At 70.1% G+C, this 24,369-nt stretch carries 26 protein-coding genes; 12 read left to right on the forward strand and 14 right to left on the reverse strand.

The annotated features are described in order from the left end of the window. Nucleotides 1-2: 2 nt before the first annotated feature. Complete coding sequence (locus NM203_RS23215) at nt 3-1,436, forward strand: cytochrome P450 (protein ID WP_255062840.1); 1,434 nt, start codon at nt 3-5, stop codon at nt 1,434-1,436. Here the strand turns inward: NM203_RS23215 and NM203_RS23220 are convergent. The 5 genes from NM203_RS23220 to bfr all read right to left on the reverse strand — a co-directional run bounded on the left by NM203_RS23220 (nt 1,332) and on the right by bfr (nt 7,160). Beyond that, nucleotides 1,332-2,438: an amidohydrolase family protein gene (locus NM203_RS23220; RefSeq protein WP_255062841.1), complete on the reverse strand. Its 1,107-nt coding sequence runs from the start codon at nt 2,436-2,438 to the stop codon at nt 1,332-1,334. The two genes, NM203_RS23215 and NM203_RS23220, sit on opposite strands and share 105 nt — an antisense overlap. Then, nucleotides 2,438-3,784, reverse strand: coding sequence for a type I glutamate--ammonia ligase (locus NM203_RS23225; protein ID WP_255063047.1), 1,347 nt, complete (start codon nt 3,782-3,784; stop codon nt 2,438-2,440). Before NM203_RS23225 ends, NM203_RS23220 begins: the two co-directional genes overlap by 1 nt. 21 nt (nt 3,785-3,805) lie before the next feature. Continuing rightward, nucleotides 3,806-4,288 carry a carboxymuconolactone decarboxylase family protein gene (locus NM203_RS23230; RefSeq protein ID WP_255062842.1) on the reverse strand — a complete coding sequence of 161 codons (483 nt, stop codon included), beginning with the start codon at nt 4,286-4,288 and terminating at the stop codon, nt 3,806-3,808. Between the two features lie 207 nt (nt 4,289-4,495). Further along, nucleotides 4,496-6,589, reverse strand: coding sequence for an MDR family MFS transporter (locus NM203_RS23235; RefSeq protein ID WP_255062843.1), 2,094 nt, complete (start codon nt 6,587-6,589; stop codon nt 4,496-4,498). Nucleotides 6,590-6,680: 91 nt separating this feature from the next. Further along, complete coding sequence (gene bfr / locus NM203_RS23240) at nt 6,681-7,160, reverse strand: bacterioferritin (RefSeq protein ID WP_255062844.1); 480 nt, start codon at nt 7,158-7,160, stop codon at nt 6,681-6,683. Nucleotides 7,161-7,435: 275 nt separating this feature from the next. Between bfr and NM203_RS23245 the strand changes: the two genes are divergently transcribed. Continuing rightward, complete coding sequence (locus tag NM203_RS23245) at nt 7,436-8,074, forward strand: fatty-acid--CoA ligase (RefSeq protein WP_255062845.1); 639 nt, start codon at nt 7,436-7,438, stop codon at nt 8,072-8,074. Further along, nucleotides 8,074-8,265, forward strand: coding sequence for a (2Fe-2S)-binding protein (locus NM203_RS23250; RefSeq protein WP_255062846.1), 192 nt, complete (start codon nt 8,074-8,076; stop codon nt 8,263-8,265). Before NM203_RS23245 ends, NM203_RS23250 begins: the two co-directional genes overlap by 1 nt. A gap of 8 nt (nt 8,266-8,273) precedes the next feature. Here NM203_RS23250 and NM203_RS23255 read toward each other — a convergent pair whose 3' ends face one another. Genes NM203_RS23255 through NM203_RS23265 form a run of 3 tightly spaced genes read right to left on the reverse strand, consistent with a single transcriptional unit; the run spans nt 8,274 to nt 10,219 of the window. Further along, on the reverse strand, nt 8,274-9,029 hold the full coding sequence (locus NM203_RS23255) for an enoyl-CoA hydratase/isomerase family protein (RefSeq protein ID WP_255062847.1): 756 nt from the start codon (nt 9,027-9,029) through the stop codon (nt 8,274-8,276). 42 nt (nt 9,030-9,071) lie between these two features. Continuing rightward, the gene (locus NM203_RS23260) at nt 9,072-9,515 is read right to left on the reverse strand and encodes a TIGR03618 family F420-dependent PPOX class oxidoreductase (RefSeq protein WP_255062848.1); all 444 of its coding nucleotides are present in this window, start codon (nt 9,513-9,515) and stop codon (nt 9,072-9,074) included. Next, entirely contained in the window at nt 9,512-10,219 is a 708-nt protein-coding gene (locus NM203_RS23265) for an EthD domain-containing protein (RefSeq protein ID WP_255062849.1), read from the reverse strand. Before NM203_RS23265 ends, NM203_RS23260 begins: the two co-directional genes overlap by 4 nt. Nucleotides 10,220-10,286: 67 nt before the next feature. Here NM203_RS23265 and NM203_RS23270 point away from each other — a divergent pair, with 67 nt between their 5' ends. Beyond that, nucleotides 10,287-12,287 (forward strand): FUSC family protein, encoded by a 2,001-nt coding sequence (locus NM203_RS23270; protein WP_255063048.1) that lies wholly within the window; start codon nt 10,287-10,289, stop codon nt 12,285-12,287. 9 nt (nt 12,288-12,296) lie between these two features. Here the strand turns inward: NM203_RS23270 and NM203_RS23275 are convergent, their stop codons facing one another. The 3 genes from NM203_RS23275 to NM203_RS23285 all read right to left on the reverse strand — a co-directional run bounded on the left by NM203_RS23275 (nt 12,297) and on the right by NM203_RS23285 (nt 14,163). Further along, nucleotides 12,297-12,914 carry a PaaI family thioesterase gene (locus NM203_RS23275; protein ID WP_255062850.1) on the reverse strand — a complete coding sequence of 206 codons (618 nt, stop codon included), beginning with the start codon at nt 12,912-12,914 and terminating at the stop codon, nt 12,297-12,299. 51 nt (nt 12,915-12,965) lie between these two features. Further along, nucleotides 12,966-13,535, reverse strand: a complete 570-nt coding sequence (locus NM203_RS23280; RefSeq protein WP_255062851.1) for a TetR/AcrR family transcriptional regulator — start codon at nt 13,533-13,535, stop codon at nt 12,966-12,968. Between the two features lie 64 nt (nt 13,536-13,599). After that, the gene (locus NM203_RS23285) at nt 13,600-14,163 is read right to left on the reverse strand and encodes a TetR/AcrR family transcriptional regulator (RefSeq protein ID WP_255062852.1); all 564 of its coding nucleotides are present in this window, start codon (nt 14,161-14,163) and stop codon (nt 13,600-13,602) included. A gap of 84 nt (nt 14,164-14,247) precedes the next feature. On the opposite strand from NM203_RS23285, the gene NM203_RS23290 reads away from it, so the two are divergent. Then, on the forward strand, nt 14,248-15,069 hold the full coding sequence (locus tag NM203_RS23290; protein WP_255062853.1) for an alpha/beta fold hydrolase: 822 nt from the start codon (nt 14,248-14,250) through the stop codon (nt 15,067-15,069). Here the strand turns inward: NM203_RS23290 and NM203_RS23295 are convergent. Further along, nucleotides 15,031-15,687, reverse strand: coding sequence for a DUF5701 family protein (locus NM203_RS23295; RefSeq protein WP_255062854.1), 657 nt, complete (start codon nt 15,685-15,687; stop codon nt 15,031-15,033). The genes NM203_RS23290 and NM203_RS23295 overlap by 39 nt on opposite strands. An 84-nt stretch (nt 15,688-15,771) precedes the next feature. On the opposite strand from NM203_RS23295, the gene NM203_RS23300 reads away from it, so the two are divergent. The 4 genes from NM203_RS23300 to NM203_RS23315 are packed head-to-tail and all read left to right on the forward strand — an operon-like array spanning nt 15,772 to nt 20,228. Continuing rightward, a complete protein-coding gene (locus NM203_RS23300) occupies nt 15,772-16,455 on the forward strand; it encodes a GntR family transcriptional regulator (protein ID WP_255062855.1) in 684 nt (227 codons plus the stop codon). A gap of 57 nt (nt 16,456-16,512) precedes the next feature. Continuing rightward, nucleotides 16,513-17,931: an allophanate hydrolase gene (locus tag NM203_RS23305; RefSeq protein ID WP_255062856.1), complete on the forward strand. Its 1,419-nt coding sequence runs from the start codon at nt 16,513-16,515 to the stop codon at nt 17,929-17,931. Beyond that, nucleotides 17,928-18,620 carry a cysteine hydrolase family protein gene (locus NM203_RS23310; protein ID WP_255062857.1) on the forward strand — a complete coding sequence of 231 codons (693 nt, stop codon included), beginning with the start codon at nt 17,928-17,930 and terminating at the stop codon, nt 18,618-18,620. The genes NM203_RS23305 and NM203_RS23310 overlap by 4 nt, the downstream gene beginning before the upstream one ends. A gap of 12 nt (nt 18,621-18,632) precedes the next feature. After that, nucleotides 18,633-20,228: a SulP family inorganic anion transporter gene (locus NM203_RS23315; protein WP_255062858.1), complete on the forward strand. Its 1,596-nt coding sequence runs from the start codon at nt 18,633-18,635 to the stop codon at nt 20,226-20,228. Here NM203_RS23315 and NM203_RS23320 read toward each other — a convergent pair. Further along, on the reverse strand, nt 20,225-20,617 hold the full coding sequence (locus tag NM203_RS23320; protein WP_255062859.1) for a cupin domain-containing protein: 393 nt from the start codon (nt 20,615-20,617) through the stop codon (nt 20,225-20,227). The two genes, NM203_RS23315 and NM203_RS23320, sit on opposite strands and share 4 nt — an antisense overlap. Nucleotides 20,618-20,725: 108 nt before the next feature. Between NM203_RS23320 and NM203_RS23325 the strand changes: the two genes are divergently transcribed. The 3 genes from NM203_RS23325 to NM203_RS23335 are packed head-to-tail and all read left to right on the forward strand — an operon-like array spanning nt 20,726 to nt 24,023. Then, complete coding sequence (locus tag NM203_RS23325; protein WP_255062860.1) at nt 20,726-21,295, forward strand: TetR/AcrR family transcriptional regulator; 570 nt, start codon at nt 20,726-20,728, stop codon at nt 21,293-21,295. Between the two features lie 15 nt (nt 21,296-21,310). Continuing rightward, entirely contained in the window at nt 21,311-22,402 is a 1,092-nt protein-coding gene (locus NM203_RS23330) for a hypothetical protein (protein ID WP_255062861.1), read from the forward strand. Further along, on the forward strand, nt 22,332-24,023 hold the full coding sequence (locus tag NM203_RS23335) for a tetratricopeptide repeat protein (protein WP_255062863.1): 1,692 nt from the start codon (nt 22,332-22,334) through the stop codon (nt 24,021-24,023). The genes NM203_RS23330 and NM203_RS23335 overlap by 71 nt, the downstream gene beginning before the upstream one ends. Here NM203_RS23335 and NM203_RS23340 read toward each other — a convergent pair. Then, nucleotides 23,971-24,366: a nuclear transport factor 2 family protein gene (locus NM203_RS23340; protein WP_255062864.1), complete on the reverse strand. Its 396-nt coding sequence runs from the start codon at nt 24,364-24,366 to the stop codon at nt 23,971-23,973. The two genes, NM203_RS23335 and NM203_RS23340, sit on opposite strands and share 53 nt — an antisense overlap. Nucleotides 24,367-24,369 lie beyond the last annotated feature (3 nt).

Consider the following 24,369-nt stretch of genomic DNA (forward strand, 5'->3'; position numbering starts at 1 on the left):
CGATGAGCACAACGTCGGCGACGTCGCTGCCGCCGGGCCCGCCGTTGCCCGCCGCAGTGCAGGCCGGCCTGCTGCTCAAGGCCTGGCCGCAGTTCGTCAGCGCCTGCCGTCGGCGATACGGCCCGACGTTCACGCTCACCGTGAGCGGCGTCGGAAGGATCGTGTACGTCGACCGGTCGGCCGATGTGAAGACGGTGTTCGCGGGCGACCCGTCCGTGTACCGCGCCGGCGAGGCCAACGCGATGCTCGCGGGACTGCTCGGCACTAGTTCGGTGCTGGTCGTCGACGGCGACGTGCACCGCGACCGCCGCAAGCTCATGCTGGCACCCTTCGCCGCCAAAGCCGTGGCGCGCCAGGCCTCGGTGATGTCAGAGATCGCGGCGGCGAACATCGCGTCGTGGCCCGTCGGTGTCGAGTTCCCGGTGGCGCCGAAGATGTCGCAGCTGACGCTCGAGGTGATCCTGCGGACGGTGATCGGCGCAGGCGATCCGGATCGGCTGACCGCGCTGCGCGCCGTCATGCCGAAGCTGCTGAGCGTGAACGCGTGGCACACGCTGGCGGTCGCCAGTCCGGCGTTGCAGCGCTATCGACCGTGGCGGTCGCTGCGACGCCGTCTCGACGAGGCCGACCGGCTGCTGTACGCAGAGATCGCCGACCGGCGAGCCGATCCGAGGCTGGGCGAGCGAACCGACGCGCTCGCCATGCTGGTGCGCGCCGACGACGACGGCGCGACGCTCTCCGACCGAGACCTGCGCGACCAGTTGATGACCCTGCTCGTCGCGGGACACGACACCACCGCGACCGCACTGACCTGGGCGCTCGAACGGCTGACCCGGCATCCGGTGCTGCTGCAGCGGGCGGTCGCGGCCGCGGTCGCGGGTGACCGCGCAGGCGACGACTACCTGGACGCGGTGTGCAAGGAGGTCCTCCGAATCCGCCCGGTCGTGTTCGACGTCGGCCGCATCCTCACCGAACCGACCGACATCGCGGGCCACACCCTGCCGGCGGGCGTCATGGTGGCGCCGGGTATCGGGCTGATCCACGCCGACCCCGCGGTCTACCCGAACCCCGAGACGTTCGATCCGGAGCGCTTCGTCGACGGGACGCCGGGGCCCACCGCGTGGTTGCCGTTCGGCGGGGGTAACCGGCGCTGTCTCGGGGCGACGTTCGCGTTGGTCGAGATGCGCATCGTGCTGCGCGAGGTGCTGCGTCGGGTCGACCTCGCGACGACGTCGGCACGCGGTGAGAAACAACGCACCAAGGGGGTGATCCTGGTGCCGCGCCGCGGTGGCCGGATCACGGTGCGGGCCAAGCGGAGTGCCGGACCAGCGTCAGCTCAGTCCGTAGACCCGCCGTGCGTTGCCGTGCGCAATCAGGTCGACGACGCGGATGGCGTCGCGCTCCGTCCACTCGTCGGCCGCGACGAGCTCGCCTAGTACACGGCCAATGCCGTTGCGCCACAACCGCGCCCCGAGGTAGTGGAGCTCGGCGGGGCCGAATCCATCCGACGAGTACAGCACCTTGCGGAACGGCGCCAACTCGATGAGCCGGGCGATGATGCCTGGTGAGCGGGCTCCGAGGTGGTTGATGCTCAACCCCGCGTCGACGTACACGTTGTTGAACGCCTGTGCGAGGTAACCGGCTTCGCGCTCGTACGGGTAGCAGTGCAGCAGCATGACGGGGGTGTCGCCCGAGTTGCGCAGGAAGTCCAGCAGGTGCAGAGGATTGGCGTCGTCCAGATCGCAGTCCCGGTCGCCGAAGCCGGTGTGGAACTGCAGGGGCTTGCCGAGTCGCAGCGCCTCGTACAGTCCGAACCGAAGCAGCACCCGGTCGGTGAGCCTAGTGCCGCCGGCGGCGCGCCACCGGGCCGCGGCATCGCGCACGTCGGCGGCGGACGGCTCGGTGAGGTCACCGGGGAATCCCCCGCGGTAAGCCAGGATCGACTTGGTGCCGACAGCGGACGCCGTCCGGTCGCGCAGGATTCGCCGAAACGCGTCGGCGTAGTCGCCATCGGCTGCGGCGGCCATCTCAGCGATCGACTCCAGCCGGACCACCTCACCGACCCGGCCGCCGCTCGTCCGGCCCATGGTCGCGAGATCGGCTATCCCGGAACCGAATCCGGTGTCCACCAGCCAGTCGGTGACCCCCGCTGCGGTGAGGAACAACCGTGCGACCTCGTCGTCGCCGAGTTCGCTGCGGCGTGCCCAGTACTCGTCGGGTTCCGCGTGGCGCGGCAACCCGAGGACGGGAGCGCAGTGGGCGCGCACGGCGAAGCCGATCTGGGTGTCGAAGGCGGAGTCGAACGCGGCCAGCGGTTCGACGTTGGCCTCGTTGAGGCCGTTCTCGAAACGGCCGCGGTCGCGGGTCTGCAGCCAGTACCCGTGCACGTGGTGGTCGACCAGCGGCACCGCGAGGACGTGGTCGTCCAGAGCGGGCATCACACGCTCCAGGACAGCCGGAACTTCTCCGCCAATTCGTCCTCGGTCAGCGTGCCGAAGTTCTGGTGCTCGTACCCGCGCACCGCGACCGTCGCGTCGACCACGGGGTCGCCGAGGATGCGCCGCAGCAGCGCCGACCCGTCGAGTGCGGAGACCACGCTCGGCTGATCGCTCGGCAACTGCGTCACGCCGGCGGCCGCGCGCTCGGCGTCGGTGAGCTGGGCCGGGTCCACGGTCACCTCGGGTGGCAGCGGCAACTCGCGCTCGATGCCGTCGAGTGCGAGACCGAGGATCGCCGCGGTGGCGAGGTACGGGTTCGCCGACGGGTCGACGATCTTCACCTCGACGTTGGCGCCGTGCGGATTGGCCGGGCCCGACGTGAGGAAACGGACTGCGGCTTCGCGGTTCTCGGTGCCCCAGCAGACGCTCGCGCCGGACCAGTGGCCGGGCTGGATGCGCAGCCCCGACAGGATCGAACCCGACAGCACGCCCTGGGCTTCGGGCAGTCCCGCGAGCAGGCCGGCGATCGCGCCCTCGCCCGCGGCGGTCATGCCCCGTGCGCCGTCGCCCCCGGAGAATACCGGCGTGCCGTTCGACTGCAGCGAGAAGTGCTGGTGCGCACCGGATCCCACGGCTCCCGCGAACGGCACCGGGGATAGGCTGACCCGTACACCGTGGTGGCGGGCGATGCGCCCGATGAGGATCCGGGTAAGGATCAGCTGGTCGGCTGCCGCGACCGGCGTCCGCGGTGCGAGCGATATCTCGAACTGGTTGGCGCCGTACTCGGGATGGAACTGCTCGATCAGCACGCCTGCGGGGCCCGCGGCGGCCGTGACGTCGCGCACGAACCCCTCGAACTCCAACACACCGGCCAGGCCGTACTGCGCCCACAGGTCGGACGGCAACTGAGCGCCGTCGGGGCCGACGAGAACGAACTCCATCTCGTGACCGACGAGCGCTGTCAGCCCCGCCGCGGCGAGCCGCTCCTCGATGCGGCGCAGCGTTCCCCTGCTGCAGTACGGATCGGGGCTGCCGTCCTGGGTGTGGAACGAGCCGGGCGCCCACGCCAGCCCGTCGCCGAGCAGATGCAGTTCCTCGGGGTCGATGCGGATCCGGAGGTCGCCGACCACCCCGGTCTCCGGCCCGAACACGATGCCGCTGCGATCAATGGCGAAGACGTGCCACACCGGGCTCGCGCCGAGCCCCGGATCGGTGAACGCGCCGACGCGATGCACCGGGATCGTCTTCGCGTGGATCAGTCCCGCGGGGTTGACGACGGTGCCCAGCACGGTGGAGACGGCGTGGGTCTTGAGGTCGGCCACTCTGTTGGCTGCCATGACAGCCATCATGCCGGGCTTCGGCGCCTGCTACAGGGTGATCTTGCAGCTCTGCCCGATGTCGAGCGTGCGCAGCATCCGGCCCATGCCCAGCCACATGGCGCACGACAGCGCAAGATCGGTCAGCAGTTCGTCGCTGAGCTGCTCCCGACAGCGGTCCCAGAACTCCTCGTCATCGCGAAGTCCGGTGTGGTCGTTGGCGAAACGCTGCGCGAACTCCGCGGCGACGCGCTCCTGCGCGCTGTAGCCGGGCCAGGTCCGCCACTCGGCGGCGTGGTCGTACAGCTCCTCGTCGACGCCTGCGGCGACACCCTCGGAGTCGCGGGTGTTCTGGCACACCACGCACTCGTTGTCGAGCGCGATCACCATCCGGGCCAGTTCGCGGACCCGCATCGGCAGCCGGTTCTTGTTGTAGACGGCGTGGGTGAAGCCGGCCATCGCGACCCCGATGTCCGGGGATTTGACCACCCAGGCTGCGGCGTCGTCGTCGGCGAAGTCTCCAATGCGGCTCATGGTCGAATGGTAAACCCGAACGCATCGAAGTGGAACACGTTCTAGTTTTCCGGTCGGCCCGCCGTACTCACCCCCCGGTCGCTTCGCTCCTGCCCGCCGTACTCACCCCCCGGTCGCTTCGCTCCTGCCCGCCGTACTCACCCCCCGGTCGCTTCGCTCCTGCCCGCCGTGATCACCCCCCGGTCGCTTCGCTCCTGCCCGCCGTGATCACCCCCCGGTCGCTTCGCTCCTGCCCGCCGCCACCAGGTCGCTCTCGCCCGACCAGTCGCGCTGCACCAGCATGCGGTGCGCGATCCGCTCGAGCGCGGCCTCCACCTCGTCACGGTCCGGGCGGCCGCCGAACGTCGGCGACTGGGCGAGTTTGTCGACCATCCGGCTCACCAGGGTCGCCGAGACGGCCTCGACCTCGCGTGCCCCCGCCTGCGTGAGCCACAGCCGACCACCGGTGCCGAGCGCGTAACCGTCCGCGATGACGCGGTCGAAGGTCGGTTCGATGACCTCCCACGGCACGCGGAGGCGTTCGGCGATGGCGTCGAGGCTGGCCGAGCCGAAAACCTGGTTCTGGCGGTAGATCTGCAGCAGCGCCCACATCTGCGCGACGTCGAGGTGGCAGCACGGATCGCGTGCCAGGCTGCGCAGTCGGATGTCCGGGGAGTCCCGGAACAGCCTGCCGACGGCCACCTCCAGGATCTTGTCCGGCGAGTCGACGGTAGGCATGCCGAAGCCCTCGCCCATGTCGGTGGCCGCAGTGGCATCGGTCTCGCGCAGCGGCACCTCGCGCAGGAAGAGCGACACGACGAACCCGATCAGCGCCACAGGCACGGCGCACAGGAACACCGTGGACAGCGCATCCGAATACGCGGTGACGATCGGCGCCGCGACGTCGGGCGGAAGTGCGTGCAGCAGCTTCGGCGAGTCCGCCGCCGCGGGTGGCGCACCGGAGGACTGTAGGGCACCGGCGAGGCGGGAGGCCAGGAAGTTCGCGAACAGCGAGCCGAAAACCGCTGCGCCGAAGGAACTTCCGATCGTGCGGAAAAACGTCACGCCCGATGTCGCCACACCCAGGTCGGCGAAGCTCGCGGTGTTCTGCACCACCAGGACGAGCACCTGCATGCACAGGCCGATGCCGGTGCCCAGCGTGAAGAGGTAGAGCGACTGCTGCCACGTCGGGGTCTGCGCGTCCATGTTCGCGAGCAGGAGGAACGCGACGGCCATGATCGCCGTGCCCGCGACCGGGAAGATCTTGTACCTGCCGGTGCGCCCGACGATGTTGCCGCTGCCGATGGAGGTCAGCAGCATGCCGGCGACCATCGGCAGCGTGCGCAGCCCCGACTCGGTGGCCGACACCCCGTCGACGAACTGCATGAACGTGGGCAGAAAGGTCAGCGCGCCGAGCATCGCGAAACCGACGACGAACCCGAGGACGCAGCACACCGTGAAAACCGGGCTGCGGAACAGGCGCATCGGGATGATCGGCTCGGTGGCTCTGAGTTCGACCCGGATGAAGATCGCCAACGCGGCGAGCGAGGCGATGAACAGGCCGATGATGACGGGCGACGACCACGGGTACTCGGCACCGCCCCAGCTGGTCGCGAGCGTGAGCCCGGACGCGGCGAGGCCCACGAACAGGATTCCCGCGTAGTCGATGACGGGGCGCGCCGCCCGCCCCAGGGCGGGGAGCGCGATCATCCCGACCAGCAGCACCACGATCCCGACGGGCACGTTGATCCAGAACGCCCATCGCCACGACAGGTGGTCGGTGAAGAAGCCGCCCAGCAGCGGGCCGATGACCGTCGTGACTCCGAACACCGCGCCGAGCGCACCCTGGTAGCGCCCGCGTTCGCGTAGCGGGATGACCTCGCCGATGACGGCCATGGCGGTGACCATGACGGCGCCGCCGCCGATGCCCTGCAGCGCACGGGCGGCGACCAGCATCGTCATCGATCCGGCGAGACCGCACAGCACCGAACCGGCGAGGAAGCACAGCACGGACGCCTGGAAGACGGCCTTCCTGCCGAACAGATCGCCGAGCTTTCCGGCGACCGCGGTGACGACCGTCGACGCGAGCAGGTAGCTCGTCACCACCCACGCCTGGTGGCCCGCGCCGCCGAGGTCGGCCACGACCGTCGGCAGCGCGGTCGCCACGATCGTCTGATCGAGCGCCGCGAGCAGCATGCCCAGCAGAACGCCGACGAAGATCAGGTTGCGGCGTTGCGTGCCGATGGCCGCGGAGGCGTCGTCGGACCGGGCGTCCGCCGTGCTTTCGCCCGATGGCGGCACCGCCGCCGCGGGGTGCGTCATGCCTGCTTCTCCCTCATCGTCGTGGCGCGGCGTTGATCACGGCGCCACCCGATGTGTCGTTAGGCAGGCTAAAAGAGTTACAGGGCGTGCCCTACTTGGGCGGCCGCGCCACGCACTGCGCCGAGTAGAGCTGCTCGCCGAGCTTCTCCATCAGCTCGAGCTGCGTCTCCAGGTAGTCGATGTGCTTCTCCTCGTCCGCGATGATCATCTCGAAGAGGTTCGCCGACGTGCTGTCCTCTTTACTGCGGCACAGGACAATCGCCGGCTTGAGGCGTGCGACGACCTCGTACTCGATCGCGAGATCGGCCTCGAACTGCTCGCGCAGGGTTTGCCCGACGCGCAGCGAGAACAGCCGCTGGTAGTTCGGCAGGCCGTCGAGAAGCAGAATGCGATCGGTGATCGCCTCGGCGTGACGCATTTCGTCAAACGATTCTTCGCGGGTATGCGCCGCCAATTCGGTGAAGCCCCAATTGTCCTGCATTTTCGAATGCAGGAAATACTGATTAATGGCAGTCAGTTCGCTGGTCAGTTGCTCGTTGAGCAACTTCAGGACTTCGGGATCGCCTTGCATGATCGCTCCTAGGACACCGGCCGAACGGCCGGGCGGGGGTGGGCGTGGGGGGCTGTCGAACGACTTCCAATCTAGTCCAGCGACGTTCCCTCAACGACCGACTTGCCGTGCGATTCGGCGCGTTTCCGAGCCGATTTCGGCTGGTCTTCGGTGAGGCGAACCTTACTCTGGCCTCGGATTATGGACTGCCTGCCCTAAGTAAGGTTAGACTGCGCTAACACGTTGGCAGCGCCGCTCGGAGTGCTTCGGGCGCGCTCGGACCCGGAGCGGAGCCCATGAGCGGATATCGAGGTCACTCGCTCATTCTGGCCGCCGAATTCCCGGTCGACGACGCCGACGAAATGCGGCGGTTACTGCGCAACCGCGAATCGCAATTAGCGGAAATAGACGCACACCACATCGTGGTTTACACGTCGATGTGGGGACGACGCCGAGTACTGGTCACGGTCGGAATTCGAAACCCCGAATCGATCCGCGACGTACTCCGCTCCCCCGCGGTATTCGACCTGTTCGATATCGCCGGCAGCGACGGGATTCCCGCGATCTTCGCCGGCCGGATCGTCGAGAAGATCGACCTCGGGGAACTGGCTCGGTACGACGGCGTGCCCGGCGTCGTCGTCGGCATCGTCACCCGCGTCGATGATGTGCGACGTCTCGTGGAGACGGTGTACGGCGCCGCCGACCGGTTCCACCGGGCGGGCGTCCGCAAGGTGTGGGTTTACGAGGCGTGCGACGACTCGCGCGAGGCGATGATCCTGCAGGAGATCGACGACGAGGTCAGCGCCCGCCGGTGGCTCAACCGTCCCGACGCAGCGGCGGAGTGGATGACCAACGCCGGGTTCGGCGTCCACCCGACGGTGTTCGTCGGGCGACTGGACCACGTCATGGCCGTGCGGGAACGGATGGTGGGCTGATGTACGTCTGCCTCTGCACCGGCGTGACGAGCCAGGTCGTCGTCGATCTCGTCGCCAACGGCGCGAACACCTCCAAGCAGATCGCCGACGCCTGCGGTGCCGGCGCCGACTGCGGACGCTGCCGGCGCACCGTGCGCGCGATCATCGCGGCGGGGCAGGTCGAGGGCTGCCCCCGGCACGCCGCCCGCTGAGGTCGCGCCTAGTCCTTGCGGTCGGCGAACGCCGCCAGCGCATCCGCGTTCGCCGCGCTGCCGAGCAACACCTCGAACTGCGCGTACTCGCGTTTCGCGGCCGCGGCGATCTCCCCCCTGGTGGGTTCGACGATGGTGTGCTTGACCGCCATCAGGCTCGGAATCGGGCGTGATGCAAGGACTTCCGCGTACTTGCGCGCCTCGGGGAGCAGATCGTCCGGCTCGCACACCCGCCACGCCAAGCCCATCTCCTTGGCCTCCTGCGCGTCGACCCACTCCGACGACATCAGGATCCACGCGGCGTTCTGCCGCCCGATCAACTGCGGCAGCAGGTACGACGACGCGGCCTCGGGGGCGACGCCGAGGCTGGTGAACGGGCACTTCAAGCGCGCCGTCGACGACATGAAGACCAGGTCGCCGTAACCGAGGATCGTCGCGCCGATGCCGACGCCGAGACCGTTCACCGCGAGGAGCAACGGCTTTCGCAGATCCGTCAGCGTGTCGATGAGGCCGGGAAAGCCGTACTCCCCCGACTGGAAATCGGGATCGGTGATGCGGGCCTGCATCTCGACCAGGTCGTTGCCCGCGCTGAACGCCCGGCCGGTGCCGGTGAGGAGGATGACGCCGACCGACGGATCGGCGTCCGCGTCGCGCAGGGCGATCGTCGTCGCGTCGTAGAGCGCCTCGTTGAAGGCGTTGAGCGCCTCCGGCCGGTTCAGGGTGACGGTCCGCACGCCGTTGGCGTCGTCGATGTTCACGAGCACGGATGTGAGCCTAACGGTGCTCGCCGGACACCTGTCCAGGTGTCACCCGTTCGAGTAGACCCGGGTGGGGGCGATCACGACGACGGTCCGGCCCTGCTCGGCCATCACGCGGTCGTAGGTGTCCCAGTCGTCGTGTGTGCCGCCCGCAGCGGTGAACACCTCGCGCAGCAGCAGGCGCAGTGCATCGACGTCGGCGAGCCACGGTTGCGGGTCGGCGGGCCCGGCCAATTCGGCGGTGCCCTCGACCGTGGCCCACTGCCACCCCCTCCGGTACGTCACGGCGATGTGCGGCCGCGCTCGGAGGTTCGCGAGTTTGACCCTGCCGTAGGTGACGAAGGCGAGCGCCGGTGCGCCGGTGGCCGGATGAGCGATGGGCCCGACGTTCACCAGCGAGGCCTGGACGCTGCCGTCGGCGCGCACGGTGGAGACGACCGCCAGGCCGCTCTCGTCGGCCGCGAGCGCGACGGCGTCGGCGAGTTCGGTCATCGCGCACCACCGAACGGCGAGCGGAACTCGTAACGGCTCGTCGGCACGGTGTCGACGTCGACGTTGGCACCGAACGCCGAGGTGCTGGCGACCATCCGGTTCATCCGGTCACCGAGGTCGGCGTCGTCGGCGGCGCCGAAGAACGCGTGCAGGTCCCCGGTGGCGGCCAGCGGGAAGAGTTCTTCGACGATCGCGTCGATGCGCGGCGCACCGTCGGTCAGCGGTCTGACGACCGTGTTCTGGGTGTAGCCGAACGTCGACTGCGTCTCGATCGCCACCGCGGTGTGGTCGAGATGCCAACGCCGCAGCCAGGTATCGCGGTCGAGATCGGCGGGTCGGCGCAGCAGCGCGACGTTGGCGAAGCCCTCGGTCCGCTCGCCGGGAGCGGTGACGGGCGGTGCTAGCGGTACCGATTCGGTGACGAGGTAGGCGGCCACGGCGTCACTCGTCTTCCGCAGCAGCGCCAGCGCGTCGGTGAGCTGGGCTCCGTAGTACTGCTGGGTCCAGAGGCCGACGACGCCGGCCACCGCCGGGTTCAGGGTGGTGAGCGTCATCATCGAATCGCGGACCGGGGCGTCGCGGACGTTGACCGCGACGCCGGGCAGATCCAGCGCGAGCAGACCCTCGACGACGTCGGTGCGCAAGGCCGTACACCAGGCGTCGTCGGCGTCGGCGTGCTGCAGGGTGACGATGACCTTCTCCACGGGACGAACCTACCGGGGCGGCGAAGCACGGCGGGCCGGTCTGCGCCCGGGACACAATGGCGGGGTGATGAAGGGCTTGTCGGTGAGCCCGACGATGCCCGACGTCGGTGCCGTCATCCGAAGTCTGCTGGGCGTGCTGGTGGTCGCCGGTGTGGCGCTGCACTGGGCCGGGCCCACCGCCGCGATCGCCGCAGCGGGAGCGTCGGCCATCGCGGGTGCTGTTGCGCTGCAGGACAGTCCGCGCGGCCAGCTCCGTCTGGTCGTCTGGGTCACGATCGCGATGGGCGTCGCAGCGCTGTTCGCGGCGGCTGCCGAGCCGTACGCCGCGGTGTTCGCGGTCCTCGTCGCGCTGTGGGGTTTCGCGTCGGGCATGACCTGGGCCATCAGCGCCAACGCCGGGTTGGTCGCCGCATCGGCGATGGCGCTGCTCGTGCTCACCCCGGCCGCCGATCCGCCGTGGCCGGAGGCGGCCGCAGCCGGCGGCCTCGCCCTCGCGGGTGGGCTGGGTCAGGCGGCTCTCATGGTGGTGTGGCCGCGCAGGCGCCGCCGCACGCAGCGAGCCGCGCTGGCGCGCGCGTACCGGTCCCTGGCGTCGGATGCGCGCGCGCTGGCCGCGGACCCGACGGCGTCGATCGACCCGCAACCGCTGATGTGGCTGAAGGAGGCGTTCACGCTCACCGACGCGCAGGCGGCGCGCCGGCCACTCGCCTACCGCAGCTGGTACGGACTGCCGGACCGGATCGCCGTCACCGTCACGGCGATCGCCGGCAGGGTGCCCGGCGCACCGGAATGCGCACTCGTGCTCCAGGCGGCGGCGGACGTGCTCGCCGCCGTGGCCGCGCCGAGTCCGCTGGCGCGGCGGTCGGCCGGCGATGCGCTCGACGCGTTCGACGCCACGGCGGCGACGGTCACCGGGCCGGAAGCCGTGTCGGTGCAGCGCCTCTCCGAGCAGCTGCGGGACGCCGTGGCGCTGCGCTACGGAGAGGTGACCCCGCCGCCCGATCTGCCCGAGCTGCGCCGACCGGGCCTGCCCGGCGAGGCGCGCGACATGCTGGCGCGGATCAGGTCGCACCTCGGCTGGGAGTCGCCGGTCCTTCGGCACGCGGTGCGGCTCTCGCTGGCCGCGGCGGCGGGTGCGCTGGTCGCCCGCTTCGCCGACCTCGGGCACGGCTACTGGATCCCGTTGACGGTGGTGATGGTGCTGCGGCCGGAGACCGCCCACACGTACACGCGGTGCGTCGGCCGGGTCGCGGGGAACGCTCTCGGCATCGTCGTCGCCGGTGTCGTGGTCCTGACGCTGCACCCCACCGGGTTGTTCGCAGCGGGGTTCGCGGCGCTCTTCCTGGCGGTGACCTACGCCGTGGCGGGGTTCGGTTACATGGCGCTGAGCGCGGCGCTGGCCGCGGCGATCGTGATGCTGGTCGACATCGGGGGGTCCGCCGACGTGGCGACGATCAGCGACCGGTTGCTCGCCACGCTGATCGGCGGGGCGCTGGCGGTGCTGGCCCACGTCCTGCTGCCGGATCACGCCGACGTCCGACTGCGTCAGCGCGCAGGTGAGCTACTGAAGACGGAAATCGATTACGCCGCAACGGTTATCAGGGCCTATGCGCATGAGATCGACAAGCCGGCCGAGGCGCTGTCGGCCGCGTGGGAGCGCGCCTACCGGGCGCGGGCGGCGTTCGAGGCGGCCGCGGGCGCGCACGCGGGCAACGATCCCGCGTTCCGGCGGTGGTTACGCGCCTACCGCACCGCGCTCAACGTGGTCACCGCGTCCTGCAGCGCGCTGGAGACGGCCATTCCGGCGCGCCCGCCATCGGGCTGGAGTATGGAGTTCCTCACCGCCGTCGACGATTACGTGCACGTGCTGAGCGGTGATCCCGCGCCGCCGGGGGCGGCGTGGCAGGCCGACATGGGACTGCTGACGACGGCGACCGAGCGGGTGCGCGCCGCGGTCCCGTCGTCGGATGCGGCGACCGCGCGTGTGCTGATCGGCGAGTTGGGCGTCATCACCGGTCAGCTGTCGACCCTGTCCAACGGCGCCGCGCGGCTACCCGATAACGCGTGACCGACGCGTTCAGCGCGCCCACTTCGGCGTGATGAACACTCCTTCGGCTTCGACCGTGACGCCGTTGGCGTCGGCGAGGTGGCCGACCGCGTAGGTCTTGATGCCCTCGGTGCGGACGATCCCCGCCTCGGCGTGCAGGTCGCCCAGTGGCGTGGTCCGCAGATACCGCAGTGAGATCGTGCCGGTGAGCCGGGGGTGCTCCGCGCTGCTCGCCGCCTCGCCGAGCACGTGGTCGAGGATCAACGCCGAGACACCGCCGTGGACGTGTCCCGGCGGCCCCTCGAACGCGGCGCCGAGATGGAAGTCGCACCAGACGCCACCGTCGTCGGCGCGGTGCAGCACGACGGGAGGTGCGATCGGGTTGCGCAGCCCGATCACCGGGTTGCCCCACGGCATCTGGTCGCCGTCGGAGATACGGACGCCGTACGGCCCCGGTAGCTGGCGTTCGCGCAGTCGCGCAGTCGCGGCGTCGATCTCGGCCCTGGCCACGGCGACCACGTCCGCGTCGACTTCCGTGCGGATGGTGGCGTCGATGAGCTCGCGGACGGACTCGGTGAGCGGTCCGAAGACGCCGCGCAGCCGCTCGACCTCCTCGACGCTGAGGTTCTCGACGGTGAACTCGACCATTACTGAACTAGAACACGTTCCAGTGCAAGTGTCGAATCCCCGGCTCGGCGTTCACAGGCCCGCCGGGGCCTCCCCGACCAGCAACTGCCGAACGACCGGCCCGGCCCACCGGATCAGCTCGTCGTGGCCGAGGTTGGCCACGAAGGGGTTGGCCAGCACGTACCGCGTCGTGGCCAGGCCGATGATGAACGCTCCCATCAGTCCGGCCCGTTCGCCGGGGTGGTCCGGGGTGACGGCGGCGAGCGTGGGGGCAACCTGGGTGGCGAACACCGTGCGCATGGTGTTCGCCGCCGTTTCGCTGGTCATCGCGGCTCGCAGCAGAGCGACGAACGTGGTGTCCCCCTCCCAGACGGAGAAGAACGCGGGCAGCAGTGCATCGGCGACGCGGTCCGGTGGGACGCCGGTGAGATCGGGCAGGTCGAGCGTGAACTCCGCGGCGGCGGCGAAGAGGTCCTGCTTGCTGCCGAAGTAGCGGATGACGAGGGCGGGGTCGACGCCGACGTCGGCGGCCACGGCGCGCAGCGTCGTGCGCTCGTAGCCGTCCGCGCCGAAGCGGGTGCGTGCCGCCGCCAGGATGTCGGCCCGCGTCTCCGCGGCGTTGCGGGCTCTGGTGGTCGCCATGCCCGACAGCCTAAGTCACCGGTCGTTGACACGGGCGTAGACACGGCCGCGGCCGTTGGCTGGGTCAGCCAGAGAACTCGTCGAGTGCCGCCCGGATAGCCGAATCCCGATGCCCGAGTTCCAGTTCAACGAGCGCGCACTCGGCCGTCGCGGCGACCCACAGTCGCGCCGACTGACCGGGATGCGGCCTGCCCAGCGCCGCGAAGTCGGCGGTGACCAGGGCGACGTTTCGGCGGTTGCGCTCCAGTACCTCGTCCAGGATCGGCCGGTGTCCTCTGGACTCCAGCAGCAGCGCCTTGACGCCGCGCTGGTGCAGGCAGCCGTCGAGGTACGCGTGCGCCGCGCGCTGCAGGCGCACACGCCCCGCGGGCACGCCGCTGATCGCCGCCTGAATCTGCTCGCCGAGGTCGTCGTGGAACCGGCGGTGAAGCGCCAGCAGGTACGACGTGCGGTCCGAGAAGTGATGGAAGAAGGTGCCTTTCGAGACCTGCGCTTCGGCCACGATGGCGTTGACGCTGAGCCCCTCCAGGCCGAGTCGCTCGGCGAGCAGTAGCCCCGACTCGATGAGCTTCGCTCTGGTCTGCTCGGCTGCCGCGGCTCGCATGGTCGGTTTCGGAGGTGCATCCACTGTCGTCGTCCCCTTGCCATCGTGATCGCCCGAGCCTACTGTAACTCACTGACCGACCGACCGGTCAATGACAGGGGAGGCGCGATGCCGATGCTGACGCTGAGCCACGCGGCCGTTCGGTACGCCGAGGTGGGCGCCGGCCCGCCCCTGCTGGCGCTGCATGCGAACCTCCACGGCAGTGCCGACTACGCGCACGTCGCCGCCGAGCTGGCGCGCGAACACCGGCTCATCACCCTCGACTGGCCCGGCCACGGTGGCTCCCCCGCATCCGAGAAGCCCTTGACCGCAGCGCAACTCGGCGATCTCGCCGTGGAGTTCGTCGACCGCCTCGGACTGACGAACCTGGTGGTCATCGGGAACTCGGTCGGCGGCTACGCGGCCTGCCGCATCGCGATCGAGCGGCCGGAGCGCGTCGCGGGTGTGGTGCTCGTCAACACCGGTGGGTTCACTCCGCACACTCCGGTCAGCCGAGCGTTCTGCGCGCTGCTCGGTCGACCCGGCGTCCTGCGCGCGGTCGCGCCGTACTTCGCACGGGCCTACATGCGACCGCGCACGGCCGCCGACCGCGAGGTCGTCGCCAGAGTGCGAGCCGCGTCGCGGACATCCGCGGGTGCGCGCACCGGCGCGGCCCTGTGGCGCAGCTTCACCGAACCCGCACACGACCTCCGCGACAGGGCCGGGGCGATCACCGTTCCGGCGTTGATCACTTGGGGCGCAAAGGATCCCACTGCACCGCTCGCATGGGGCCGGCTGGTGGCCGCCGCCATTCCCGGTGCCCGCCTGGTGGCACTGCCGACGGGGCACGTCGCCTTCACCTCCGATCCCGACGCGTGGCTGCGCGAGGTGCTGCCCTTTCTCGCGCAGGCCTCAGTCGGCTGCGCGGACGGGCCTGCGGCCGGCGGCTGACGCAATCCCCAGCCACGTGTGCCGGTTACCCGCCCAGCACCAGCCGACCTTCGGCGCGTGGCGATGCTCGGGCCCGTCGCGGCCGGTGCCGTTGCTGATCCACAGGGCCGGGGTGCGAGTGTCGAACGCGCCGTTCGGCTTTCGCTTACGCGAACCGATCGTCATGAAGCAGGAGTTGCGTTCGAGCACATCGGGGCGGTGCAGCAGCCAGTACAGCCCCTCGGTGAGGAGCAGCGGTGTCCGGCCCGCGGCAGCGATCGCAGGCGCCGCCTCGTCGGGGCTCCAGTTGCGCATCTCGTCACCGCGGTCCGGATCGTCGACGACGTAGCCGGGTGCGTCGGGGAGCGCCATCACGGCGTCGAACTCGTCGACGTCCGCGAAGTCGGTCACCACGAACGCCTGCCTGCCGTCGACGCGGACCAACGGCGCGAGCGCGGAGGCGGGTACGACCGTCGGGTGCAGCACCACCAGTGCGCCGTCGTCGACGTCCGGCGCCAGGTCCCGCAACGCCGTGGCGGACAGCCCGGCGATGTCGTGGACCCCGAGGGCGATCAGGCGCTCGACCTGGGCGGAGACGGTGGGCAGGGACGATGAGACAGTGGGTTCGCGTGTCGTCACGTGCCCGCAACGACGCGGCGAGCGGGAAAAGTTCCTACGATTGTCGACAATCGGCGATCATCGACGGCAGGAGGCGACCAACGGATGGGGTCGGCCAGGCTCGACACACCGCGTTCCGGTCTGCCCGTATCGCTCGTCGACGTGGCCGAGCACCGGTTGCGTGATGCGATCCTCCGCGGTGCGCTGCAACCGGGCGACAAGATCGTCGAGGAGCAACTCTGCGCGGACCTCGGCATCAGCCGGGCGCCGCTGCGGGAGGCGCTGCGACTGCTCGCCCAACAGGGGTTGGTCGAGCACCTGCCCCGCCGTGGGTCCAGGGTCACCGAGTGGTCCACCTCCGACATCCTGCAGCTGTTCGCACTGCGGCACGTGCTCGAACGGCACGCGATCGAGTCGGCACTCCCCCTGCCGGAGCCCGTGACCGCGCTGGCGCCGGTGCGCGACGCCCTCGAACGGATGCGCCGGGCGCCCGACGACCTGGAGCGCGACGACGCCCACCGCGCCTTCCACGCCGAGGTCGTGGGCCTCGCCGACAACCGGCAACTCGACATCGCGCTGGCGCCGATCCTGGTCAAGCTGCAGCTGCCGATGGCGATGAACCTGCGCGAGGAGGCGCGTCACCACCGGGCCGACGACGGCATCACCCGGCACGAGGCGATTCTCTGCGCGTTGGAGACCAACGTCGCCGCGACGGTCATCACGGCTCTCGAGGATCACGGTCACCTGCACTATCTCGGCCTCGAAGACGACACCCGGCGAGATCGCTAACACGATCGAAACCCGGCTGTACCGCGATCGCCATGATTCTGTCGACAATCGACAGACATGGGATACGAGGTGGGCGCCCCCGCAATCGGGCCGTCAGTGGAGGAGATCCTCGCGTCGCATGCGAGCGGCACCGGGTCACCCACCAAGACGGCGCTGCGAGTAGCGGATTCGATCGCGGCGCGCGGGGACGACGGCACCTGGCTGTCGACGGTCCCCCGCGAGGACCTGCTCGCCGCGGCCGCCGACGTCGAGAACCGTCCCGGCGCACGTACGCTGCCGCTGTACGGCGTGCCGTTCGGCGTGAAGGACAGCATCGACGTCGAGGGTGTGCCGACCACGCTGTCCTGTCCCGACTACGCGTACACCGCGACGGCGACAGCGCCGGCGGTGCAGCGGCTGCTCGATGCGGGCGCGCTGTACGTGGGCAAGACCAACCTCGACCAGTTCGCAACTGGACTCAACGGCACCCGGACTCCGTACACCGTCCCGCGCAGCGTCTACGGCAACGAGCTGATCTCCGGCGGGTCGAGTTCGGGATCGGCGCTGGCCGTCGCACTCGGGCAGGTGCCCTTCGCGGTCGCGACCGACACCGCCGGCTCGGGGCGGGTCCCCGCCGCGCTCAACGGCGTCGTCGGGTACAAACCGTCGCGCGGACTGATCAGCACCGTCGGTCTGGTGCCCGCGTGCAAGTCGCTCGACTGCATCAGCCTGATGGCGGGCTGCATCGACGACGTCGACCGGGTGCGCGCCGTGATGGTCGGCCGCGACGACGACGACCCCTGGTCCCGCGACGCCGGCCCCGGTTACACCGGGGGTCGCATCCGGATCGGCCTGCCGCCCGTCGACGAGCTCGAGTTCTTCGGCGACGACGAGATGCGCAGCGCGCACCTGGCCTTCCGCGCCCGCGTGGAACGGTTCGGCGACGTCGTCGAGATGTCGCTTGCGCCGTTCCTCGCGGCGGGTGAACTGCTGTACCAGGGCCCGTGGGTCGCCGAGCGGCTGGTGGAGTTCGCGGACTTCCTGGCCGAGCATCCCGACTCGATCCACCCGGTGGTCAGGGACATCCTGCGCAGCGGCGAGAAGTACAGCGCGAAAGACGCTTTCGCCGCTCTGCAGCGGCTGCAGGAGCTCAAGGCCGAGGTGGGCAGGCTGTGGCAGCGGATGGACGCGCTCGTGGTGCCCACCATCGGCACGACGTTCACCGTCGACGAGGTGCAGGCCCGGCCCATCGAGTGCAACACGATGCTCGGCCACTACACCCACTTCGGCAACCTGCTGGACCTGCTCGGCGTCGCCGTCCCACTGGGTACGACTCCGAGCGGACGACCCTACAGCGCAACGATTCTCGCGGCAGCGTGCACCGATGACATCGCCCTGCACCTCGCCGCCGCCGTGCTCGACGAGCCCAGGCGAACGGGCGCGGGCATCGCAGCCGTCCCGTCACCATCACCCAGCACCGTCGAGGAGTCCGTATGAGCCGCACCGTGTCCATCCCCGCCGAGCCGGGCCCGCTCACCCTCGAGGCCGGCAAGACCGCACTCGTCGTGATCGACATGCAGCGGGATTTCCTGCTGCCCGGCGGTTTCGGGGAGAGCCTCGGCAACGACGTCGATCAGCTGCTGAAGGTGGTGCCGCCGCTGGCGGCGCTGATCGCCGCGGCGCGAGCGGCCGGCATGCTCGTCATCCACACCCGCGAAGGGCACGAACCCGATCTGTCCGACTGCCCACCCGCCAAGCTCAACCGTGGCGCGCCGTCGAAGCGCATCGGCGACCCCGGCAGATACGGCCGCATCCTCATCCGCGGCGAGTACGGCCACGACATCGTCGACGAACTCGCGCCCATCGACGGCGAGGTCGTCATCGACAAGCCGGGAAAGGGCGCGTTCTACGCCACGCCGCTACAGGACGTCCTCGACGAACACGGCATCACGTCGCTCCTCGTCACCGGTGTCACCACCGAGGTCTGCGTCCACACCACCACCCGTGAGGCCAACGACCGCGGCTACGAGTGCCTGGTGGTATCCGACTGTGTCGGTTCGTATTTCCCCGAATTCCAGCGTGTCGGCCTCGAGATGATCAAGGCGCAGGGCGGCATCTTCGGGTGGGTCGCCGACACCTCGGTGGTCATCCCCGCACTCCAGCAACTCACCGTCACCGCAGCCTGAAGGGGAGCGAACATGTCCGCAGAAGTCACCGATCCGCCTCTCGACGAGCCGGAAGCCAAGCCCGCACTGTCGATTCCGTGGTGGACCCGCGGCGACACCAACGCGTTCTTCGGGCTCGGCTTCAACATCCTGGTCAACGTTCTGACCCTGACGGGCCTGATGATCGGCGTCATCCAGGTGCCCGCGGGTGACGTGCTCGGCACCGTGCTGCCCGCGCTCGGCGTCGCGCTGATCCTCGGAAACCTGTACTACACGTTCCTGGCCCGCCGGTTGGCCCGGCGCGAGAACCGCACGGACGTCACGGCTCTGCCATACGGCCCCAGCGTGCCGCACATGTTCATCGTCATCTTCGTGGTGATGCTGCCGGTGTACCTCAACACCGACGACGCGATCCAGGCGTGGCAGGCCGGTCTGGCGTGGGCGTTCATGATCGGTGTGATCGTGATGATCGGCGCGTTCGTCGGACCGTACATCCGCAAGCTCACACCGCGGGCGGCCATGCTGGGCACGCTGGCGGGCATATCCATCACGTTCATCTCGATGCGCCCCGCAGCGCAGATGTGGGAGGTGGCGTGGATCGGCCTGCCGGTCATGGCCATCATCCTCATCGGGTTCTTCACGAACATGCGGCTGCCGTTCGGCGTTCCGGTCGGACTCGCCGCCCTGCTCGTCGGTACGGCCATCGGCTGGATCGGTGGCTACATGTCGGCGCCCGATGTCGGCCAGGCCGTCTCCGACATCGCCGTCGGCATTCCGGATCTGCGGATCGACATGCTGCTGTCCGGACTGTCGAACCTGGCGCCGCTGCTGGGCACCGCGATCCCCCTGGGCGTCTACAACTTCACCGAGGCGATGAGCAACGTCGAGAGCGCCGCCGCCGCCGGTGACAACTACAACCTGCGCAGCGTGCTGCTGGCCGACGGCGCCGGCGCCGTCGTGGGATCGGCGTTCGGCTCGCCGTTCCCCCCGGCCGTCTACATCGGTCACCCCGGCTGGAAGGACGCGGGAGGCCGGGCGGGCTACTCGCTGGCCAGTGGCGTCGTCGTCGGAATCCTGTGTTTCCTCGGTCTTTTCGGGGTGCTCGACGCGCTTCTGCCGGTGCCCGCGATCGTGCCGATCCTGCTGTACATCGGGCTGCTGATCGGTGCGCAGGCCTTCCAGGCGGTGCCGCGCCTGCACGCGGTCGCAGTCGTGGCGGCCATCCTGCCCAACCTCGCGCAGTGGGCGCACGGGCTGATCGACAACGCGCTCAACGCGGCGGGGACGTCGGCGACCGAGGTGGGCATGGAGGCGCTCAACGGGGCCGGCGTGGTGTACGAGGGCCTCAAGACCCTCGGTGAGGGCGCGGTGCTCGTCGGCCTCGTCCTCGGCACGATGGTGACGCTCATCCTGGAGAAGAAGTTCCTCTACGCCGCGATCGCGTCGGTGGTCGGCGCGGTGCTGTCCTTCATCGGGCTCATTCACGCCCCCGCGGTGGCCTGGGCGGCGAATCCCCCTGTGGCGCTCGGCTATCTGTTCTTCGGACTGGTGTGCGTGCTGTTCTACTTCCTGCCCGGTGCGAAGGATCCGGTGGAGGTCGACGAAAGCGACGTCGTAGCGGGTCACTAACCCGTCTGATCGGGGGTGAACGGGACGTCCGCTCCAGGGGCGAGCACGACGTACATGCGCCGCCACGGGTCCGTGCCGATGAGTCGCCACTGATGCCCGCTGCCGGTGGTGTCCTCGGCAAGCAGGACGTCACCGGGGTTGAGCGTGAACTCCTCGCCGTCGCGGGTGGAGAACTGCAGTGTGCCCGCCAGCGTCACGACGAGTTGCCGGACCGGGGCGGTGTGCCACGCCAGCGCGCCGCCGCCCGCCGTCTCCTCGAGGGTCACGTGCGTCGCCGGCAGGTTCGGCGACACCAAGTCGGCGTTGCGGCCGACGTCGACGGCGAGCGTGCCGATCTCCACGTGCGAGGCGCCGTCGTCGCCGGTCCACAGCCGGACGCATCGGATCATGGCGGTCACCGTAGTCCGCGAGATCGCCGTCACACCAGGTCCGAGTGGTGTCATAGCTAACCTATGTTTTCGTAGTCAGTTGTCCACGAAGTGACTTACGATGGCGTCATGGCTGCTCGCGCACACAGTGCCGACCCCCGCGCAGAACGCGTCCGCGCGCTGTTGCGGGACGCGGCTTTCGAGCTGGCACACGAGCGTCCGGTGGACGAGATCACCGTCGGCGACCTCGTCACCCGAGCGGGCGTTAGCAGGCAGGTCTTCTATCAGCACTTCACCGACCGCGACGATGCCGTCGCGACCGCGGTGACCGCGGCGTTCACCGCGGCGGCCAGCGGTGTCGACGGTGCCCCCCGAGCCCGGATCCTGGGCATCTTCGATGCGGCCGCCGACCATCGCGCCGTCTACCACAACGTGGTGCCGAGTGCGGTGACGCAACCGGTGGTGGCGGCGTTCCGCGCCGCACTCCAGCCGGCCTGCGAGGAGATGGCCCGCGCGGCCATGCCCGTCGTCGCATCGATCTCGGGCCTCGAACCCGACGCGGTCAGCCGCTTCCTCGTCGGCGGCTTCCAAGAGGTCCTTCGATCGTGGATGGAGGACCCCGACAGCCCGCCGCTCCGCGACCGGGTCGTCGCGGCGCTCGACACCGTCGACGCCCTCCTCGGCCTCACTCACTCCTAATCGAAAGGCTCTGCCGTGGGTAAGCACCACAACTCCCCCGTCCCGTCGAACCGGCCGTCGCGCAACGACGTTCGCAAGCTCGTCCTGGTGATGGCGGCGCTGGCCGTGTTCGTCGTCGCGATGATCGCGAGCTACTCGGGCGCGTTCGCCAAGCCGACGCTGCACCACCTGAACGTCGCGGTCACCGGTCCGCAGCAGTTCGTCGACGGCCTCCGCGGCCAGGACAACCTGGCGGTGACGCAGGTCGGTGACGCCACCGCGGCACGGGACGCGGTGTACGGCCGCACGGCGGATGCGGCCCTCGTCGTGGACGCCCCCGGCCACCTCGACGTGCTCGTCGCAGGGGGTGGCGGCCGCAGCGTCGCCAACGCCGCCGAGGCCGTGGGCCGCGCCGTCGCGGGCAAGGCGGGTCTGACCGTCGACGTCACCGACGTCGCGCCGACCACCGCCGCCGACCCGCAGGGCACCGTCGTGTTCTACGCCGTGATCTTCCTGTCCATCGGCGCCTCGGTCGGCGCGACGATCTTCGGCCGGATGCTGGGCAGCGTTCATCGGTTCGCCACGCTGGGCTGGCGGACGGTGAGCCTCGCCGCTTACTCCGCCCTGCTGGCGGGCGGGGTCACGCTGTACGTCGACGTCATCCTCGGGGCGCTGACCGGACACACCTGGCAGGTGTTCGGCGCACTGTTCCTCTACGCGATGGCGGTGGCGGGTGCGGTCACGGGTGTGGCCGCCGCCTTCGGCACGGTGGCCTCGGCGTCGCTCACCGCGTTCCTGGTGATCATCGGAAACGCCGCGGCGGCGGGCCCCGTCGGCCTGCCGCTGCTGACCGGCTTCTACACGACGTTCAACGCCATCGTCCCCCAGGGCTCGGGCGTGGCCCTGCTGCGCAGCATCGAGTACTTCGGCGGCCACGGCGCCGCGACACCGCTCGTCACCCTCGCGGTGTGGGCGGCGGCGGGCTGCGTGCTCGCGGTCGGGGCCACGATGATCCGATCGGGCGCAGTGCGATCGGCGCTTGGTTATCGTGCGAGCCATGACGGCAGCTCCACCGCAGGACACGACGGCGCCCTACTACGACCTGGGGTCCTATCACCGGTCGACTGACACCCCGTCGACCGCGGCGCAGGTCTGGTTCGACCGAGGCCTGGTGTGGGCGTACGCCTTCAACCACGACGAGGCGATCCGCTGCTTCGAGCGCGCCCTGGACCACGACCCCGATCTCGCGATCGCCCGCTGGGGGATCGCCTACGCGGTCGGGCCCAACTACAACAAGGCGTGGGAGGCGTTCGACCCGGCGGATCTGGCGGCGTCCCTGGCCCGCGCCCGCGCCGAACTGCTGCTGGCCCGCGGCGGGCGCGCGTCGGCCGTCGAACGCGACCTCATCGCGGCGCTCGCGGCCCGCTTCCCAACCGACGACCCCGCCGACGCCGAGGCGCTGACCGCAGGCCACGCGGCGTACGCCGAGGCGATGAGCGGGGTCTGCGAGGCGCACCCCGATGACGTCGACGTACAGACCCTGGCCGCCGACGCGCTACTCAACGTGACCGCGTGGGCGCTGTGGGACACCGCCACCGGCGAACCGGCCGAGGGATCGCGGGTGCTGGAGGCCACGCGCATCCTGGAAGCCGCGCTGACGACCGATGCGGGCCGGGCCCACCCGGGCGTCCTGCACCTCTACATCCACGCGATGGAGATGTCGGCCGCACCGCAGGACGCGCTGCCCGCCGCCGACCTGCTGCGCGGCCTGGTGCCCGACGCCGGTCACCTGCAGCACATGGCGAGTCACATCGACGTGCTCTGCGGGGACTACCGCGCCTCGGTGGTCGCCAACACCGCCGCGGTGCGCGCGGACCGGAAGTTCGTCGAGCGCGAGGGACCGCTGAACTTCTACTCGCTCTACCGCGCACACGATCTGCACTTCATCGTGTACTCCGCGATGTTCGAGGGTCGGTTCGCGACCGCGCTCGAGGCCGCCGACGAACTCGCCGGGCAGTTGACCCCCGAGCTGCTCACGATCGAGTCGCCGCCGATGGCCGATTGGCTGGAGGCGTTCGCGCCCTTGCGCATTCACGTCCTGATCAGGTTCGGCCGGTGGCAGGACCTGATCGCCCAGCCGCTACCCGACGACGTCGACCTCTACTGCACGACGGCGGCCACGATCCATTACGGCCGCGGTGTCGCGTACGCGGTCACCGGCGATGTGGAGAACGCTCGCGCCGAGCGGGAGGCCTTCGCCGCCGCATACGCGCGCATCCCCGACAGTCGCTACCTGTTCAACAACACCAGTCGAGACATCCTGGCCGTCGCGGCGGCGATGCTCGACGGCGAACTGGCCTACCGGGAAGGGCGTTTCGACGCGGCGTTCGCCGCGCTGCGCAGCGCCGTCGCGCTCGACGACGCGCTTCCCTACGACGAACCCTGGGGCTGGATGCAGCCCACCCGCCACGCACTCGGCGCGCTGCTGCTCGAGCAGGGCCGCGTCGAGGAGGCAGCGCAGGTGTACGCCGCCGACCTCGGGCTGGACCCGACGCTGGCGCGCTGCTGTCAGCATCCGAACAACGTGTGGAGCCTGCACGGTTACCACGAATGCCTGAAGCGCCTGGGGCGCAACGACGAAGCGATCATCATCGGTCAGCAACTCGCCCTGGCGGGAGCGCGGGCCGACGTCCCCATCACCGCGTCGTGCGCCTGCCGACTCGACACGTCGGACGGCTGCTGCGGCTAACCGAACGCCAGACGTGGAAGGTGTCGAGTCTGCTCACCAGCCCGTCGGTGAACGTGAACACCTCGGAGTAGACGAAGTCCACGGGGCCGTCGACGAGCGCCACGCTTCCGTGTCCGACGACCGCGACCGTGTCACCCTCCTCGATGAGCCGGTCGAGGTGGAGGTCCGGCGCGGGCCCGCCCCCGGTGTCGGCCTCCGCCGCGAACGCGTCGCGGCCGACGAGCGTCTTCTCGCCGTGCAGGGCCCACACGACGTCGGGTGCCAGGCAGGACACGATCGCGGCGAGGTCGCCGGTGCGGAATCCGTCGGTGTAGCGGCGCACGACGTCCTTCTGAGTGCTCACGTC

It is taken from the genome of Mycolicibacterium arenosum, from assembly GCF_024320865.1.
GTDB classification, from domain to species: domain Bacteria; phylum Actinomycetota; class Actinomycetes; order Mycobacteriales; family Mycobacteriaceae; genus Mycobacterium; species Mycobacterium arenosum.